The 15,815-nt window shown below is 72.3% G+C and carries 18 protein-coding genes; 1 reads left to right on the top strand and 17 read right to left on the bottom strand.

What is annotated here, in order from left to right; translation table 11 throughout:
* Positions 1-7: 7 nt before the first annotated feature.
* The 17 genes from Q7L73_RS15155 to Q7L73_RS15075 all read right to left on the bottom strand — a co-directional run bounded on the left by Q7L73_RS15155 (position 8) and on the right by Q7L73_RS15075 (position 15,239).
* Positions 8-202: a ferredoxin gene (locus tag Q7L73_RS15155; RefSeq protein ID WP_304690572.1), complete on the bottom strand. Its 195-nt coding sequence runs from the start codon at positions 200-202 to the stop codon at positions 8-10.
* A complete protein-coding gene (locus tag Q7L73_RS15150; RefSeq protein WP_304690571.1) occupies positions 199-735 on the bottom strand; it encodes an aromatic-ring-hydroxylating dioxygenase subunit beta in 537 nt (178 codons plus the stop codon). The genes Q7L73_RS15155 and Q7L73_RS15150 overlap by 4 nt, the downstream gene beginning before the upstream one ends.
* Positions 732-2,030, bottom strand: a complete 1,299-nt coding sequence (locus tag Q7L73_RS15145) for a Rieske 2Fe-2S domain-containing protein (protein WP_304690570.1) — start codon at positions 2,028-2,030, stop codon at positions 732-734. The genes Q7L73_RS15150 and Q7L73_RS15145 overlap by 4 nt, the downstream gene beginning before the upstream one ends.
* 65 nt (positions 2,031-2,095) lie before the next feature.
* Positions 2,096-2,965 carry a polysaccharide deacetylase family protein gene (locus Q7L73_RS15140; protein WP_304690569.1) on the bottom strand — a complete coding sequence of 290 codons (870 nt, stop codon included), beginning with the start codon at positions 2,963-2,965 and terminating at the stop codon, positions 2,096-2,098.
* Between the two features lie 30 nt (positions 2,966-2,995).
* Positions 2,996-4,516 (bottom strand): aldehyde dehydrogenase family protein, encoded by a 1,521-nt coding sequence (locus Q7L73_RS15135; RefSeq protein ID WP_304690568.1) that lies wholly within the window; start codon positions 4,514-4,516, stop codon positions 2,996-2,998.
* A 22-nt stretch (positions 4,517-4,538) separates the two neighbouring features.
* Positions 4,539-6,278, bottom strand: a complete 1,740-nt coding sequence (locus Q7L73_RS15130; RefSeq protein WP_304690567.1) for a thiamine pyrophosphate-dependent enzyme — start codon at positions 6,276-6,278, stop codon at positions 4,539-4,541.
* Positions 6,275-7,204 carry an alpha/beta fold hydrolase gene (locus Q7L73_RS15125; protein ID WP_304690566.1) on the bottom strand — a complete coding sequence of 310 codons (930 nt, stop codon included), beginning with the start codon at positions 7,202-7,204 and terminating at the stop codon, positions 6,275-6,277. The genes Q7L73_RS15130 and Q7L73_RS15125 overlap by 4 nt, the downstream gene beginning before the upstream one ends.
* On the bottom strand, positions 7,201-7,941 hold the full coding sequence (locus Q7L73_RS15120; RefSeq protein WP_304690565.1) for an SDR family NAD(P)-dependent oxidoreductase: 741 nt from the start codon (positions 7,939-7,941) through the stop codon (positions 7,201-7,203). The genes Q7L73_RS15125 and Q7L73_RS15120 overlap by 4 nt, the downstream gene beginning before the upstream one ends.
* Positions 7,938-8,843 (bottom strand): VOC family protein, encoded by a 906-nt coding sequence (locus Q7L73_RS15115; RefSeq protein WP_304690564.1) that lies wholly within the window; start codon positions 8,841-8,843, stop codon positions 7,938-7,940. The genes Q7L73_RS15120 and Q7L73_RS15115 overlap by 4 nt, the downstream gene beginning before the upstream one ends.
* 92 nt (positions 8,844-8,935) lie before the next feature.
* Entirely contained in the window at positions 8,936-9,952 is a 1,017-nt protein-coding gene (locus tag Q7L73_RS15110) for an ornithine cyclodeaminase family protein (RefSeq protein ID WP_304690563.1), read from the bottom strand.
* Positions 9,953-9,954: 2 nt separating this feature from the next.
* Positions 9,955-10,968, bottom strand: coding sequence for a dihydrodipicolinate synthase family protein (locus Q7L73_RS15105; RefSeq protein ID WP_304690562.1), 1,014 nt, complete (start codon positions 10,966-10,968; stop codon positions 9,955-9,957).
* A 24-nt stretch (positions 10,969-10,992) separates the two neighbouring features.
* Positions 10,993-11,703 (bottom strand): DUF4286 family protein, encoded by a 711-nt coding sequence (locus Q7L73_RS15100; protein ID WP_304690561.1) that lies wholly within the window; start codon positions 11,701-11,703, stop codon positions 10,993-10,995.
* Positions 11,700-12,290, bottom strand: a complete 591-nt coding sequence (locus Q7L73_RS15095; protein WP_304690560.1) for an amino acid synthesis family protein — start codon at positions 12,288-12,290, stop codon at positions 11,700-11,702. Before Q7L73_RS15095 ends, Q7L73_RS15100 begins: the two co-directional genes overlap by 4 nt.
* Positions 12,291-12,423: 133 nt before the next feature.
* Positions 12,424-13,143, bottom strand: a complete 720-nt coding sequence (locus Q7L73_RS15090; RefSeq protein ID WP_304690559.1) for a GntR family transcriptional regulator — start codon at positions 13,141-13,143, stop codon at positions 12,424-12,426.
* Between the two features lie 49 nt (positions 13,144-13,192).
* Positions 13,193-13,696 (bottom strand): aromatic-ring-hydroxylating dioxygenase subunit beta, encoded by a 504-nt coding sequence (locus Q7L73_RS15085; protein WP_304690558.1) that lies wholly within the window; start codon positions 13,694-13,696, stop codon positions 13,193-13,195.
* Entirely contained in the window at positions 13,693-14,892 is a 1,200-nt protein-coding gene (locus tag Q7L73_RS15080) for a Rieske 2Fe-2S domain-containing protein (protein ID WP_304690557.1), read from the bottom strand. Before Q7L73_RS15080 ends, Q7L73_RS15085 begins: the two co-directional genes overlap by 4 nt.
* A complete protein-coding gene (locus Q7L73_RS15075; RefSeq protein WP_304690556.1) occupies positions 14,889-15,239 on the bottom strand; it encodes a hypothetical protein in 351 nt (116 codons plus the stop codon). Before Q7L73_RS15075 ends, Q7L73_RS15080 begins: the two co-directional genes overlap by 4 nt.
* 26 nt (positions 15,240-15,265) lie before the next feature.
* Between Q7L73_RS15075 and Q7L73_RS15070 the strand changes: the two genes are divergently transcribed.
* Positions 15,266-15,815: SRPBCC family protein (locus tag Q7L73_RS15070; protein WP_304715582.1), on the top strand; the 550-nt coding region annotated here is incomplete at its 3' end.

The raw sequence follows: 15,815 nt of genomic DNA, 5'->3' as shown, positions 1-15,815 counted from the left end.
GCGGGCCTCAGTCCTCGATCTCGATCGCCAGCACCGGGCAGAGGCGCGCGGCCGCCTGGACCTGCGCGCGCTTCTCCTCCGCCGGGTTCGCGTCGAGCACGATCGCGAGCCCGTTGGCGTCGTCGATGTCGAACACGTCGGGCGCCTCGATCACGCAGTTGCCGTACGCGTTGCATCTGCCGAGGTCGACGGTGACTCTCACAGGAACACTCCCAGGTTCTTCGTGCCGAGCGTCGCCTGGTCGAGCACGACGTGGCGCTTGGCGATCTTCAGCCGCCCCTCGACCAGGCGCAGCACGTCGGTGCGCTCGCCGGCGATCAGATCGTGCTGGCCGCTGATGCCGCGCGAGCGGAACAGCAGCAGGTTGGTCTTGACCGTCAGCTCGGTCTCGCCCGGACCGGCCGCGTAGCGGTAGTTGGAGATCAGCCGGCGCGTGAACGACGGCGGATCCTCCGCCCAGGCGACGTCGGTCTCGGTCAGCCGCCGCACGCGCAGCGACATCGACGCCTTGTTGTCGTCGTAGTGGCGGCTGGACCAGTCGACGTCGGAGCCGTTGCCGCGGCGCCGGATCGTGCGCGTCGGGACGATGTACTCGAGGTCGTCGGTGAACAGCTGCAGCCACTCGTCGAACCTGCGGTCGTCGAGCAGCGCGGCCTCGGCGACGAGGAAGTCCTCGGCCGCGATCCGCGCCTGCGGCGAGATCGCCTCCGCCGGCAGGATCCAGATCGAGCTCATCTGCCCTCCTCCAGCAGCAGGTCGAGCCAGGTGCGGTAGTAGCTGCGCGCCGCCGCCTCGCTGAACTTGCCGTCGTAGACGTCGCCGGGGCCGGGGAAGTCGCTCAGCGGGGTCGCGTCGAGCCCCATCGTGTAGTCGAGCATGACCTCGTCGGGCCGCGTCAGCGCCGAGTTGGCGACCTCGGTCTGCGCCTCCCAGTTCTCGGTGTCGTCCTGGTCGAACATGCCGCCCGAGGAGAAGGTCTGCACGTACATTCTGCGCCCCTTCTCCTTCCACCAGGCGGGCGCGTTCTTCTCGACCAGGAACCACGACCAGGCCATCAGCCTGTCGGGCCCGACCGGCTGCCACATCCGCAGCATCATGCCGGTCACGAGCTGCCCGTCGACCGGGATGAAGTTCGGGATCAGGAACGACAGGTTCGGGAAGACGTTGCCGTGGAAGTTCTTGACGCGGTGCAGCAGCGCCAGCTGGTCCGGGCTCAGCTTCGCGGCGTACTCGGGCTCCAGCTCCTGCGGGAACCACGAGCCCGGTCTGTCGTCGTGGACGCCCATGCCGAGGCCGTGGCCGCCGCCGGCGTCGACGTGGTAGCCGTCTCTGCCGAAGTCGACGCCTCTGACGAGCCCGAGTCTGGCGAGGAAGGCGTGCGCGGTGGCCGTGTGGTAGGCGTCGGAGGCGAAGTTCTCCGACGGCAGCTTCCACGACGACGGGATGATCCACCGCTGCGCCTCGCCGACCAGCTCCATCTGCGCACGGCCGGCGAAGATGTCGAGGTACCAGCGCAGGTCGCCGAGGAAGTCGGGCAGCGACGGGCCGTCCTTGTCCCAGGTCGCGAAGATCAGCCCGGCGTACGACTCGCAGCGCGCCTCGATCAGTCTCAGCCGCTCGCGGTCGAGGCCGTTGGGCGGGTAGGCGGCGCGCTCGAACGGCGTGCCCATGAAGTTGCCGTAGTTGGCGAACGTGAAGCCGTGGTAGGGGCAGCGCCACATCGAGGCGACGCCGCAGTCCTCGCTCGTCAGCTTCATGCCGCGATGGCGGCAGGCGTTGAGGAAGGTGCGGATCTCGCCGTCGTCGCCGCGCGCGACGATCACCGACTGCTCGCCCATCTGGCGGACGACGAAGGCGCCCTCCTCCTCCAGCTCGGACTCGTGCGCGACGAACAGCCAGACTCTGCCGAACAGCCGCTCCAGCTCCAGCCGGTAGACCTCGGGGTCCGAGTAGACGAACAGCGGGATCGCCCCCTCCTCGGGGCGGACGGTCGCCCGCAAGCGGTCGTACAGCTTCTCGGGGTGCGTCACGTGCGACAACGTCTGCCTCCAGTCCGGTCAGTCGGCCGACAGTATACAGTTGCCATTGGTCGCTGTCACGCTCTCGACGCGCCGAGGTACCAGTCGGCGATCTCGTCGCTGGTCGCCAGCCAGACGTCGTCGTGGCCGGCGATGTGCTCCAGCGCCCGCGCGAAGTGGCGCGCGCGGAACGGCTGGCCGACGAGGAACGGGTGGATCCCGATCCCCATCACGCGCAGGTCCTCAGCGCCCTCCTCGTAGAGCTGGTCGAACTGGTCGACCACCGACTGCGCGAACTGCTCGCCCGTGTGGTGGTGCAGCACGAACGCCGGGATGTCGTTGACCTCGCTGCTGTACGGGACCGAGGCGAGCGCGCCGGTGCCGGTGTTGAAGCGGTACGGCTGGTCGTCGTTGGCCCAGTCGAGGCTGTAGGAGAAGCCCAGCTCGGCGAGCACGTCGAGCGTGTTCTCGGTCGCGGTCAGCGCCGGGCCGAGCCACCCTCTCGGGGCGGCGCCGGTCGCGCGCGTGAACGCCTCGACGATCCCGTTGACCGCCGCGATCTCGCTGGCGCGGTCCATCCCGACCCACCACGACGAGTTGTCGTTGCCGTGACCGACCCACGCCCAGCCGCGCTTGGCGCCCTCCTCGACGATCTCCGGATAGCGCTCGAAGACCTCGGCGTTGGTGATCGCGCTGGCGCGGAAGCCGTGGCGGTCGAGCAGCTCCATCAGCCGCCAGATGCCGGCGCGGACGCCGTAGTCGCGCCAGCCGTAATTGAGCGGGTCGGGCACGAGCTGGGCGGTGAACTGGGCGAGGCTCATCGCCTGCTGGCCGTACTGGTAGTGCTCGACGTTGAGCCCGATCCAGACCGCCAGCCGCTTGCCGTCGGGCAGCCGCGGCGCCTGACGGCGGACGATCGGCGAGTAGTCGAAGAAGGAGTGCTCCATCGCTGATTGCTCCTGGTCAGGGTCCGGGGCTCAGCCGACCATCCGCGCGAGCGCGGCGGCGGCGTCGCCGAGGCGGGTGTGGACGACCTTCTGCTCGAGGTAGCTGAGCAGCTCGTCGCGCGACTCCTCGCGGCCGATGCCGCTGTTCTTGGAGCCGCCGAAGGGGGTGCCGAAGTAGTGGCGGGTCGAGTCGTTGACCCAGACGTAGCCGGCGTCGAGCGCGTCGGCGGTCTTGTGCGCGACGTCGAGGTTCTGCGTCCAGACGCTCGCGGTCAGGCCGAGGTCGACGGCGTTGGCCAGCTCCAGCATGCCGGTGTAGTCGTCCCACCGGAAGGTCGAGACGACCGGCCCGAAGATCTCCTCGTGGCCGATCTTCATCTCCGGCCGGACGCCCGCGAACAGCGCCGGCGTGACGAAGTTGCCGCCGGCCGGGAGGCCGTCGGGACGATGGCCGCCGAAGACCAGCTCGGCGCCCTCCTCGATCCCGGAGTCGACGTAGCTCGCGACGCGGTCGTGGTGCGCTCTGGTGACGACCGGGCCGACGTCGGTCCCCTCGTCGTAGGCGACGCCGACCTTGAACGCGGCCAGCTTGTCGGCCATCTTCGCGACGAAGGCGTCGTGGATCTTGCTGTGGACGAGCACGCGCGAGTTGGAGCCGCACGACTGGCCCTGGCAGACGTCGAGGTTCATGCCGTAGATCGCGCCCTCGACGGCCGCGTCGAGATCGACGTCCGGGAAGACGATCATCGCGTTCTTGCCGCCCAGCTCCAGCGACAGGTGCTTGACGGTGCCCGACTCGGCCGCGCGGCGCTGGATCAGCAGGCCGGTCGGAACCGAGCCGGTGAAGGCGATCCGCTTGACCTCGGGATCGGTCACGAGCGCGTCGCCGGCCTCCGCGCCGCCGGTGACGATGTTGACGACGCCGGCCGGGAACGCCTGCGCGAACAGCTCCGCCAGCCGCAGCGTCGACAGCGACGTGTCCGGCGAGGGCTTCATCACGAGCGTGTTGCCGCTGATCAGCGACGGCAGCGGGCGCGTGACGGCGAACATCAGCGGGTGGTTGAACGCCGTGATACGGCCGACGACGCCGTACGGGCGGTGCGCGGTGTAGTGCAGGTTGCCGGGGCTGGCGGGGTAGACGTCGCCGGTCAGCGCGCCGGCGATGTGCGGCCAGCCGTCGAGGTAGGCGTGGCAGAGGTCGACGTCGATCCGCATCGCTCTGACGGGGTTGCCGCAGTCGATCGCGTCGAGCATCGCCAGCTCCTCGCGGTGCTCGCGCAGCAGCTCGCCGAAGCGCGCGAAGCACTTCGAGCGGCCGGCGACGCCGAGCTGCTCCCACGCCGGCTGCGCCGCTCTGGCGGCGGCGATCGCGCGGCGCATGTCCTCCGCGCCGCCGTCGGGCACGGTCGTCAGGCGCTCGCCGGTCGAGGGGTCGAAGACGTCGGCGGTGGCACCGTCGGCGGCGTCGACGAACGCGTCGCCGATCAGCATCCTGAACTGACGCCCGCCGACGTACGTGGCGATCGGGTCCTGGACGAGCGTGTCGGTCATCGGGGTCCTCTCTGGCGGGTCATCAGAAGCCGGGGGTCAGCACGTCGACGAGCGCGGGGCGGCCGGAGCGCACGACCGCGACCGCCTCCTGCAGGGTGGTGGCGAGCGTCTCGGGATCGGAGACGGGGCCGGCGGCCCAGAGGCCGAACGAGCGCGCCATCGCGGCGAGGTCGACCGGCGGGTCGGCGAGGCCGGCGCCGGCGTAGCGGCTGCCGTCGCCGTGGCCGCGCAGGCGGCCGATCTTCTGCGCGTGCTCGACCGTGTTGCCGTACTGGCGGTTGTCGTTGACGACGATCAGCACCGGCAGCCTTTTGTGTGCGGCCGTCCACAGCGCCGAGGGCAGGAACAGCAGGTCGCCGTCGGCCTGCAGGTCGACGGTGATCGTGCCCGGCTCCTGCGCCAGCGCGACGCCGAGCGCGCCGGAGACGCCGTAGCCGAGCCCGCCGCCGGAGGCCCAGCCGGCGTACTGGCGCGCTCTGTCGAGCGCCCACTGGCGCTGCTCGAGTCTGCCGTTGGTGCCGCCGCCGAGCACGAACGGGACGTCGCGCAGCGCGCCGCCCAGCTCGTGGATCAGCCGCTCCAGCGGGACGACGCCGTCGGCGGTGGCGTTCTTCGCCGCGCTGCTCCACCCTGCGCGTGCGCTCGCGATCCGCGCGGCGGCGGCGTCGCCGCGCGCGTTGACGGTCGCGGCGTCGAGCGGGTCGGCCTTCAGCCGCTGCAGCAGCGCCTCGACGACGAGGTCGGCAGAGGCCGTGATCTGCCGCTCGGCCGGCGCCAGCGGCTGGTAGTCGTGCGCCCAGGCGCGCAGCTTCAGCGTCGAGAGCGTGACGTTCAGCAGCGTCAGCGGCGCGGCGACCGCGTCGGCGGCGCCGGACGCGCTCGCCGTCGTCGTCGCGGCGAGCCGCGCGCCGAGCGGGCCGTGCAGCTCCTCGACGTCGAGCGCGAGGATCGCGTCGGCCTCCTCCACCAGCCCCGGCACGCCCGCGCCGTTGAGGCGGTGGCCGCTGGGGAAGGCGTGACGGACGCCGGTATCGACGACCGGCGCGCCGAGCGCCTCAGCGAGCGCCGTCAGCGCCGCGAACTGGGCCGGCGACTCGCCCACGTAGCCGGCGAGGATCAGCGGCCGCCGCGCGGCGCGCAGCCGCTCCACGAGCCAGTCGACGTCGGCCGGCGCGGGCGCCGGCGGGCTCGGCACGGCGTACTGCGCGATCGACTGCTCGACGAAGCCCGCCGGGAGCGGATCCTCCTGCAGGTCGACGTCGTAGCAGAGGTAGACGGGGCCGGACGGGAGCGCCTTCGTCGCCGTCAGCCCGCGCGCGAACGACTCCGCGACCGAGGCGATGTCGTGCGGCTCGTCGTCCCACTTGACGAAGTCGCGGACGATGTTCGCCTGCACCGAGGCGGTGTGGATCCAGTCGATCCACGGCCGCCGATTGGCCTTCGACTTCGGCCCGGTGCCGCCGAGCAGCAGCAGCGGGACGCGGTCGCACCAGGCGTTGTAGATCGCCATGCTCGCGTTCTGCAGGCCGACGACGTTGTGCAGCAGCGCCGCCATCGGCGTGCCGGCCGCCTTCGCGTAGCCCTGCGCCATCGAGACGGCGACCATCTCGTGCATGCAGAGCGAGATCGCGGGCGCGCCGGGCGTGTGCACGAGCGAGTCGTGGATGCCGCGGAAGCTCGCGCCGGGGTTGAAGGCGACCTGCTCGATCCCCGCCTCGATCAGGTGCGAGACGATCGCGTCGGAGCCGTGACGGACGCTCATCGCGCCACCGCCCCGACCGCCGTCAGCTGGGTTGCGACGACCTCCAGCAGCTCGTCCGAGTTCTGCTCGAACATCATGAAGTGGCCGTTGCCCTCGATCCCGAGGTCCGGCAGCCAGATCAGCTCCGCCTCCGCGCCCCAGCCGCGCAGCAGCCCGAGCGTGCGCTCCTCGATCGCGCGCGTGTGGGCGGGATCCTCGGCGCTGGCGAGCAGGCGGATCGGCGTGCCGGCGAAGCCGGCGCCGGAGTCGATCGTCGGCATCCCGGGCTCGACGCCGAGCCGCTGCAGCAGCATCCGCGGCGGCAGCCCGACGAAGCCGGCGCGCATCGCGTCGACGCGATCCAGCGGGAAGCGGGTGCTGGTCGCGATCCCCTGCTGGTAGACGTAGCCGTCGCCGTAGAGGTTCATCACGCGCCGGTCGACGGTCATCCGCACGCCCGTGTCGGCGAAGTCGACGACCGCGACCGCGCCGTCGTCGGAGACGACCTGCGATCTCGGCGCGACGTTGGCCGGGTAGGCGCCGGCGACCGACAGCACGCCCGCGACGAGGTCGCTCTCGTGCTCGACCAGCTGCCAGGCGACCGCGCCGCCCATCGAGTGGCAGACGACGACGACCGGCTCGGCGATCGTCTCGCGCAGCAGCGTGCGGTAGCCCTCGACGACGGCGGCGTAGTCGATCTCCAGCCCGTCGCGGTTGCCGGAGCGGCCGGTGCCGGGCCAGTCGGTCACCCACAGGCGGTGGCCGCGGTCGGCGAGCTGGTCGGCCCAGCCGAGGCGGCCGTCGGGCGTCGCGCGCCAGCAGGCGCCGGTCGCGCCGCCGCCGTGGATCAGCAGCAGCGGCGGGCCGGCCGCCGTCTGCGGTCCGAGCAGCTCGTAGTAGAGGCCGGTCTTCGGCTCGTGGCCGACGCGTGCACGGGAAGCGCTCATGGCATCAACAGGCCGCCGTTGACGTGGACGGTCTGGCCGGTCACCTGGCGGGCGGCGCCGGACAGCAGGAAGAGCGCCACCTCGGCGCAGTCCTCCGGTTGCGGGATCTCGCCGAGCGGCATCAGCGCGCGGACCCGCTCGACGCCCTCGTCGCCGCCGTTCATCGCGCGGAAGCGCGGCGTGTCGGTCGGCCCCGGGGCGATGCAGTTGACGCGCACCCGCGCCGGCGCGAGCGCGCCCGCGAGCGAGCGCGTGTAGGAGATCACGCCGGCCTTGGCGGCGGCGTAGCCGGCGCGGTCGGCGGCTGACATGACCGCCTGGCCGCTGCTGGTCAGCACGATCGCGGAGCCGGGCCGCTGCTTGAGCTGCGGGATCGCGGCGCGACAGCAGAGGTAGGCGGAGCCGAGGTTGAAGGTCAGCTCGCGCTCCCAGGTCGCCGGGTCCAGCTCGTCGGCGGGGCCGATGACCGCGCCGCCGACCGTCGCCAGCAGGCCGTCGAGGCCGCCGTGGCGGGCGACCGTCGTCGTGACGGCGTGCTGCATCGCGTCGGCGTCGGTCGCGTCGGCGTGGACGAAGGCGACCTCGCCGTCGAGCGCGCCGACCGTCTCGGCGCCGTCGGCCGCGACGTCGGCGACGACGAGGCGCGCGCCGCGCGCGGCCGCCAGCCGCGCCGCCGCCAGCCCGATCCCGGACGCGCCGCCGACGACCAGCAGCGTTCTGCCGTCGAAGCCGCTCACGCCAGGAAGCTGGCCGGCGGGGTCGGGCCCCACGTGTTGATCGTCTTCGTCATGCGGTCGCCGGCCTCCCAGCGGACCGGCTCGTGGCCGCGCTCGTCGGCGATCTGCGCCATGTCGGCGAACAGCTCGACGCGCAGCCCCGAGGACGGGTCGACGACATACGTGAAGAGGTTGCGGCCCGGGACGTGGCGGCCCGGCCCGTACTCGACCTTCCAGCCGTGCGCGGCGAGCCGGTCGAGGATCGGCTGGTAGGCGTGCCAGCCGGCCAGCTCGCAGCCGAGATGGTGGAGCATCCCGCGCTCGCCGGGGCGGATCCCGAGGTTGTGGTGCTCGGCGCCGATCCGCAGGAAGAAGAGGTTGTCGCCGATCTGCTCGGACAGCTTCAGCCCCAGCACGCGCTGGAAGAAGGCGCTGGAGCGCGGCGGCGCGTCGCTCTTGACGTTGATGTGGCCGAGGCGGCGCGGGCCGAGCAGGCCCGGCGCCGGCGGCGCGACGGTGTGGGCCGCCGCCGGCTCGACGACGAGCGGGTTGCCGGCGGGGTCGGCGAGCGCGAGCCCGCCGGCGGGGGTCTCGGTGGTGGTCGCGCCGGCCTCCGCGGCACGCACGGCGAGCGCGGCGAAGTCGTAGCCGTCGGCGACCTCCCAGGTGATCGCGAGCAGCTCCTGCGACTCGGCCCCGCCCTGTGCCTGGCGCAGCACGACGGCGGTCTGGCCGCGCGGGCCGTAGTCGCCCTCGCAGCGGACGGCGACGTCGCCGCCGGGCAGCGACTCGACGGCGAAGCCGATCCCGTCGCCGAGGAAGGCGGCCGTCGCGGCGGGATCGGGCACGGCGACGGTGACGCCCGCCAGCCGGCCGAGCGTCGCGGCCGCGCTCTCCTGTGCGGCCGCCGCGGTGGCATCCATGCCCGCCATCGGCGGCAGCATCTCACGTTCGCGATTGCTCAAGGGGTCTTTTCCGGCAGTCGGTCCGGGCGCGCTCGACAGACGGTCCTGGCTCATGCCGTGCCCTCGGCGATCGCCTGCAGCGCGTCGGGCGGCGGGGCCGCGAACGGCTTCAGCCGCGTCAGCTCGCCGACGTCGCGACCGCGCCCGGCCTCGACCGCCGCCGCGTGCACGGCGGAGGCGAGCGCGAGGTCCTGGATCGCGGTCCCGACCGACTTGAACGCGAGCAGGTCGCGATCGCCGTCGCGCACCAGCTTCGCCGGCTCGGCCTGCGCCATCCCGACGACGTGGTCGGCGCTCAGCGCGCCGCAGGCGAGCGCCTCGATGATGTCGCCCGACTCCAGCTTGACCTGGCGCGCGTCGTCGACCAGCAGCGCGGCCGAGCGGCGCAGCGTCGCGGCGTCCAGCTCGCGCAGGTCGGGCCGCGTCGAGCCGATCGACAGCACGACCGCGCCCGGCTGGAAGTCGGCGCCGTTGACGACCGGCTCGCTCGCCTTCGTCGCCAGCACGCAGACGGGCGCGCTGCCGGTCGCCGCGGCGACCGTCTCGACCGGCTCGACCGCGATCCCCAGCTCCTCGCTCATCCGCGCCGCGAACGCCTCGCGGCGCTCGCGGCCGCGGCTGAAGACGCGCACCTCGCGCAGCGGCCACTGCGCCGCGAAGGCGCGCAGATGGCCCTCGGCCTCGAAGCCGGAGCCGACCAGGCCGAGCGTCTCGCTGCCGCCCGGCACGAGCATCTCGCCGGCCAGCGTCGTCGTCGCCGCGGTCCGCAGGCGCGTCACCTCGTCGGCGTCGAACATCGCGATCAGCTCGCCGCTGGTTTGGCTGTAGAGCAGGATCAGGTAGCGCGTCCCGAGGCCTCTGACGAGCGTCATCACCTTCAGGCCCATCAGGTCGTTGTAGGCGGCCGGCATCACGCGCAGGAAGCCGCGCTCGAGGTCGACGTCCATCCGCGGCGGCACGACCGTCCGCCCCGCCGCCTCGGCCTCGACGGCGGCGCGCGCGGCGTTCATCGTCACGGCATGCGTCGCCAGCGCGCGCATGTCGTCGGCACCCAGGTACAGCGTCATCGTCACACCGTCCGGCCGGCGTAGAACTCCGCGTCGTCGGCCGGCAGCTCGAAGCCGGAGGCGGCCAGGCCGCCGCGCAGCGCCTTCATCTGGCCGGGCTGCAGGCGCATCTGCGGCATCCGCAGCAGGCCGCCGTTGTAGCCCTGCAGCCAGCCGAGGTACTTCCAGCCGACGCGGTGGATGAAGTTCGCGCCGGCGAAGGTGGCGTGGAAGGCGCCTCTGGTCTCGCGGCCCGGGTGGTAGGACCAGAAGATCTCCATCGCCCGCTCGCGGTCGCCCGCGACGGCCGCCTCGACCAGCTTCGGGATCCGGTCGGCGTACGCCTCGTAGCCGCTGGTGCCGAACCATCTGACGTCGTAGTTGGCCACCATCGCGGGGATGTGGACCTCCATCGGGTTCTGCACGATGACGTGCTCGTGGCAGCGCCAGTGGGCCTCCTCGAAGGCGCTGAAGAGCGCAGCGCCGCCGCCCTCGTACTTGAGCGCCGCGGCCGTCTCGAGCTTGCTCATCTCGACCAGCGCGTCCATCGGGAAGCCGGCCGGGTGCAGCGGTCTGAAGCCCCACGTGTTGACGCCGAAGAGGATCATCGCGAGATCCGTGCTGTCGGTCACGTGCTTGGTGTGCGCGACGATCTCGGCGCTGCTCTTGGGGCGGAAGATCGGCGGGTACGACAGCAGGCCGGCCTCGACGCCGAGGCCCTCGGCGAGCTTGCAGACCTCGATCGACTCCTCGACGGTCGAGAAGCTGAGGTGGGCGACGAGCTTAAAGCCCTCCGGCGCCGCTTCGGCGGCGACCTCGAGGAAGCGCTTGTACTCCTCCGTCGTCGTGCCCGACTCGGACGCGACGAGCGTGCCCCAGTAGCCCTGCGCGGCGGCGAGCTTGACGTCGTGCGCGATGCCGGCCTCGTTCAGGGTCTTGAAGTCGGCGCTGAACGACGGCAGCGTGACGTTGCACGCGCCGCTCCACTCGGTGCGGGCGCGATCCTTGATCTCGGCGCGGGTGTAGGGAAGTGCCATGGCGCGGGTGGGTCCTCTCTCGGGTCAGGCGGTGGTGGCGGCGGGGGCGGCGCTGTGGATCGGTCGGTAGACCCAGCGGCCGCTGTCGAACCAGTCGCGCTTGGCGAGCGCGTCACGGCGGGGGGTGTCACGGGCGGCGGCGCGCTCGGGGCGGCTGAGCGCCTCCTCGCTGCGCAGCTCGTGCAGGGCGATGTGGGTCCACGGCGGGCCGGCCGAGCCGGGACGCACCTTGTAGCGGCGCACCCGCAGCCAGCCGGGGACCTGCATCAGCAGCGGGACGTGCTCCTCCTCGTACCAGCCGTTGAACTCGTCCTCGTCGTGGCCGGGGACGGCGAAGGCGATCGCGAGCAGCGCGTGCGGCTGCTCGTCGGCTCTGCCCGTGTCGGACAGCTGGTCGCAGATGTAGCGCGTGAAGAGGTCGACGCTCGCGAGCATGCGCGCGGTGCGCTCGCCCGGGTCGGCCTTCAGCCGCAGGTACTCCGGGGTCTCCAGCGCGGCGACGTCGTCGAGGAAGTAGCAGGCAAGCCACCGGGCGGTCTCGGGACCGCCCTCCTGCGTGGCCAGCTCGTACCGCACCGCCTGCTCGAAGCCGGGGATCGCCATCCGCGCGGGGATGTGCTCGGACTCGTACCAGTCGTGGAAGTCGGCCAGGTCGCCGCCGGCCGGCGGCTGCATCTGGGAGAAGAGCAGGCCGGCGGTGGCGCCGGCGTCGGCGCGCGTCGCGGGAGCGCTCATCGGAGGCCGTCCCCGACGCTGACCTCGTCTCTGCGGAGGCCGCCGACACGGTGGTGGACGCGGCCGCGCGAGGCCATCGCCGCGACGACAAGGATCTCGTCGGGCTTGGGGCCGTCGGGCACGGTCAGCGTGATCGTGTCGTAGTACTCGCGCACGTAGAGCGCGCGCTTGTAGGCGAGCGGGACGTCGATCGGCGTGCCGGCGACGGCGACCTTCGAGGTCGAGGTGACCCAGGTGATGCCGTCGATCTCGGCCCGCATCGCGTCGCCGAACGGGGTCGTGACGCAGGCGACGCCGTGGTCCTGATCGCCGTTGGTGCCGACGATCGCGGCCTTGCCGCAGCTCTGCGGCTCGCGCCCGCCGAGCGCGGCTCTGCAGCGCGCGACCAGCTCTCTGGCGAGCGGGATGCTCGGCTCGATCAGCGCCTCCAGCGTCTCCGTGTAGCGGCCGGCGTAGGGGTTGGCGATGACGACGCCGACGGCCGCCTTGACGAGCGGCTCCTCGACCGCCGGGCCGCCGTCGTGGTCGATCTCCTCGACGACGGTCACCCACTTGCGGACGACGAGCGAATCAGTGGTCACGGTCATACTGGCAACTGTATACAGCATTCTCTTGACGAATGCCAGCCGATCGCGGTGCGCTCACCCGAGGATCTGCGGGCATGCGAAAGCCGCCCCCTCCCCAGGCGGGAGACGGCGGCTCACGTGCCTCCGGCGATGCTCAGGCGGCGCCGTCGGCGGCGGCAGCGGCGGCCGCGGCGCGGCTGCCGTGCTCCATCAGACGATCGCGCGTGTGATGGATGTGGCGTTCGATCGCGGCGCGGGCGCCGGCGGCGTCGCGCGCCTCGCAGAGGGCGACGATCGCGGTGTGCTCCTCGCCGGCCTCCAGCGGCCGGTGGATCCCCGGCCCGTGGCTCCAGAGGCGCACGTAGCGCTCGCCGCGGGCGCGCAGCTGGTCGATCAGCTCCAGCGTCGTCTCGGCCTCCGACGGCGCGTACAGCAGCCGGTGGAAGCGCGCGTTCAGCTCCAGCCAGCGGGCGTGGTCGACGTCGCCGAGCATCTGCTCGTCGAGCACCTTCGCGGCGCGCAGGTCGGCCGCCGACAGCCGCGGGACGGCGCGCTCGATCGCGAACCCCTCCAGCAGCGCGCGCACGTCGTACAGCTCCACGACGCGTTCGAGGTCGAGCGCTCTGACGACCGCGAGTCTGTGCGCGCGCGTGTCGATCAGGCCCTCCGCCTGCAACTGGCGCATCGCCTCGCGCACCGGCACGCGCGAGACGCCGAAATGGGTCGCGAGCGCGGCCTGGTTCAGCTCGGCGCCGTCTGCCAGCTCGCCGCGGTGGATCGCGTCGCGCAGCGCGTCCGCGACGTAATCGGCGGTGATGCGGCGTTCGCTGAAGCCGCGCTCCAGCTTCACCGCGGAGAGATCGGAAGGCTTCACGTCAACAGTATACAGAATGCGGCCGAGCTGGCTCCACTTCTCTGACCCCCTACAGCAGGAAGGTCAGGTTGCCGAGCGGGACCTCGTTGTTGACGAGCCGGATCTCCTTCGCGCGGATCAGGAAGCCGTGCGCCGCGTCGGGCACGAGCAGATGGCGCACGTGAGCCGAGTAGAGCAGCTGCCTGCCCTTGCGCAGCTCGGTGATCAGCTGCACCGAGCGGACGTCGAGCGCGCCCTCCTCCTCCCCCGCGATCCGCACGTTGCCGACCAGGTGGACGGTGCTCGATCTCGGATCCTGCGAGTAGGCGTGGCCGCCGTTGATCCGCAGCACCCGCTCGCGCAGCCGTCTGCGGTCGTCGAGCATCAGCTGCACGTCGAAGCGCGGGTCCGTCTCGCGGCCGCCTTGCGGGATCCAGTAGGTCGCGTCGGGCGCGTACAGCTCCAGCCACGCCTCCAGCTCGTAGCCGTCGAGCAGCTCGGCCTCGCGGTAGAGGAAGGCGGCGACGGCGGCGAGGTCGCCGGTCGCGGCGGCCTCCGGGGTCAGCGCGCTCATGCCGCACCGCCGATCGCCATCGCGCGGCGCCAGCCGCGGTAGAAGGCCCGCTGCGGCACCTCGTCGGCCGAGTGGCCGACGATCGTCCCGTCCGGCTGCGGCTGCTCGCGGTGGGCGCCGCGGCTCATCACCAGCCACTCCTGCTCGGTCGCGCGCATGCCGTCGGCGACGCGCTCGAAGGCGACCTCGACGTCGTCGGGCCCGCCCATCCCGGCCGCGCCGTAGAAGCCCTCGTGCGTGCGCAGGATCGCCGTGTTGTACTCGTCGCTGGCGCCCTCGTGCAACATCGGGTAGAGCCGCACCTCGGTGTGGCCGGCGCGCTTGGGCAGCACGTGCCGCACCTGCGCCCCGACGAAGCAGAGGTTGGGGAAGACGATCAGGTTGAACGGCAGGTCGCCGAGCTGCGCGCCGTTGTTGCCTGCGCGCGGGTCGCCGAACTCGTGGACCGAGTGGCCGTTGCCGAGGTCGACCGTGCGGTAGGTCTCGTTGAAGAGGATCTGCTGCATGATCGGCGGCGCCTCGCCGACGCGGTCGGCGAGCACTTCGAGGAAGCTGCGATGGACGAAGCCGAAGTGGTAGTTGTCGATCGTGTTCTCGACCTGCAGCTTCCAGTTGGCCTCGTACTCCAGCCGGTGCGAGCCGGCCGAGAGCCGGATCCCCTCCGGCCCCTGCCGCGAGATCAGCTCCAGGTAGGGCAGCGCGTGGCCGAGGTGCTCCTGCAGCGACGGGCCCTCCTGCGCGAAGCTGGCGAAGACGAAGCCGTGCGCGACGTCGACGCGCGGCAGCTGCGTCAGGCCGAGCTGCTCGCGATCGAGGTCGGAGTAGGCGTCGTCGTAGGTGATCCCGCGCAGCTCGCCGGTGTTTCTGTACGTCCAGCCGTGATACGGGCAGCGGAAGAAGTTGGCCGAGCCCGACTCCGCCTGGCAGACGGCGGCGCCGCGGTGGCGGCAGCGGTTGAGCATCACGCGCAGCCTGCCGTCGTCGGCGCCGCGCGTGACGATCACCGGCTGCGTGCCGGCGTACGTCGTCTTGTAGTCACCGGGGTTGCGCAGCTCGCTCTCGTGCGCGACGTACAGCCAGCTCGTCCGGAAGATCCGCTCCTGCTCGGCGGCGAAGATCGCCTCCGAGGTGTAGATGCTGCCGTGGACGCGCCAGTCGTCGGTGATCAGGTCGGCGGGGTCGGTGATCGCCGTCATTCGAATGCTCCTTCGTCGCTGCGCCAGCCGGTCTGACTGGGGTCGAGGAACGGGCCGAGCCGATCGTGCGTCAGCCACGTGAGGCTGGCCAGCTCGAGCGGGTCGAGGTGGATCGTGCGGCCGTTGCGCAGGTCCTCGATCCGGAGGCGGGGACCGTTCGCGCCGAGGTCGAGCGCGACGATCACGTGGCCGAACTCGTTCTCCAGCTCCAGCCGGCGCTCGGACGCCAGCGCGCGCGGCGCTGCCGCGTCGCCGTTGGCCGTCGCCGTCGTGCGCGAAGCCGCCACGTCGCCGTTCGCCGTCGCCGTCCACGAGCCGCCGATGCCGCCGTCATGCGAGGTATCCATCGTAGTGGCGAGTGTATACTGTTGTCATGGAGATCGCCAACGAGTTTTCGCTCGGCCTGCCGCTCGAGCGCGCCTGGCCGCTGCTGACGAACCTCGAGCGGATCGCCCCGGCGATGCCCGGCGTCAGCGTCGACGGCTACGAGGGCGACGAGCTGCGCGCGACGATGAGAGTCAAGGTCGGCCCGATCGGCGTCACCTACAGAGCCGGCGTCACCGTCGTCTCCGCCGACCCGGCGTCGAACACCGTCGTGCTGCGCGCCAGCGGCCAGGAGGCGCGCGGCTCCGGCACCGTCGAGGCGACGATCACCGCGCTGCTGCGGCCGGTCGAGGACGACCCCGAGCGGACCACGATCGACCTCCTCACCGACGTCGCCGTCACCGGCCGCGTCGCCCAGTTCGGCGGCGGCGTGATGAGAGAGGTCGCCGACCGCCTGCTGAGACAGTTCGCGAGACGGCTGGAGCAGCAGCTGGTCGAGCAGCCGGAGCTGGCCGATCTGGCGGCCGCGCCGCCCGCCGGAGCCGGGGCCGCGCCCGGCGCGCCGCCCGTCGGCGCCGCCGCGCCCGCGACGCCCGCCG

It is taken from the genome of Conexibacter sp. CPCC 205762, assembly GCF_030646155.1.
Classification (GTDB): domain Bacteria; phylum Actinomycetota; class Thermoleophilia; order Solirubrobacterales; family Solirubrobacteraceae; genus Conexibacter.
Note: the sequence above shows the minus strand (reverse complement) of the source record. Positions and strands in the feature narration are given on the sequence as shown.

Bases quoted from the DNA above. Each gene is read 5' to 3' on its own strand.
- Q7L73_RS15150 (WP_304690571.1), bottom strand. From the start codon at position 735: ATGAGCTCGATCTGGATCCTGCCGGCGGAGGCGATCTCGCCGCAGGCG.
- Q7L73_RS15140 (WP_304690569.1), bottom strand. From the start codon at position 2,965: ATGGAGCACTCCTTCTTCGACTACTCGCCGATCGTCCGCCGTCAGGCG.
- Q7L73_RS15135 (WP_304690568.1), bottom strand. From the start codon at position 4,516: ATGACCGACACGCTCGTCCAGGACCCGATCGCCACGTACGTCGGCGGG.
- Q7L73_RS15130 (WP_304690567.1), bottom strand. From the start codon at position 6,278: ATGAGCGTCCGTCACGGCTCCGACGCGATCGTCTCGCACCTGATCGAG.
- Q7L73_RS15125 (WP_304690566.1), bottom strand. From the start codon at position 7,204: ATGAGCGCTTCCCGTGCACGCGTCGGCCACGAGCCGAAGACCGGCCTC.
- Q7L73_RS15115 (WP_304690564.1), bottom strand. From the start codon at position 8,843: ATGGATGCCACCGCGGCGGCCGCACAGGAGAGCGCGGCCGCGACGCTC.
- Q7L73_RS15110 (WP_304690563.1), bottom strand. From the start codon at position 9,952: ATGACGCTGTACCTGGGTGCCGACGACATGCGCGCGCTGGCGACGCAT.
- Q7L73_RS15105 (WP_304690562.1), bottom strand. From the start codon at position 10,968: ATGGCACTTCCCTACACCCGCGCCGAGATCAAGGATCGCGCCCGCACC.
- Q7L73_RS15100 (WP_304690561.1), bottom strand. From the start codon at position 11,703: ATGAGCGCTCCCGCGACGCGCGCCGACGCCGGCGCCACCGCCGGCCTG.
- Q7L73_RS15095 (WP_304690560.1), bottom strand. From the start codon at position 12,290: ATGACCGTGACCACTGATTCGCTCGTCGTCCGCAAGTGGGTGACCGTC.
- Q7L73_RS15085 (WP_304690558.1), bottom strand. From the start codon at position 13,696: ATGAGCGCGCTGACCCCGGAGGCCGCCGCGACCGGCGACCTCGCCGCC.
- Q7L73_RS15080 (WP_304690557.1), bottom strand. From the start codon at position 14,892: ATGACGGCGATCACCGACCCCGCCGACCTGATCACCGACGACTGGCGC.
- Q7L73_RS15075 (WP_304690556.1), bottom strand. From the start codon at position 15,239: ATGGATACCTCGCATGACGGCGGCATCGGCGGCTCGTGGACGGCGACG.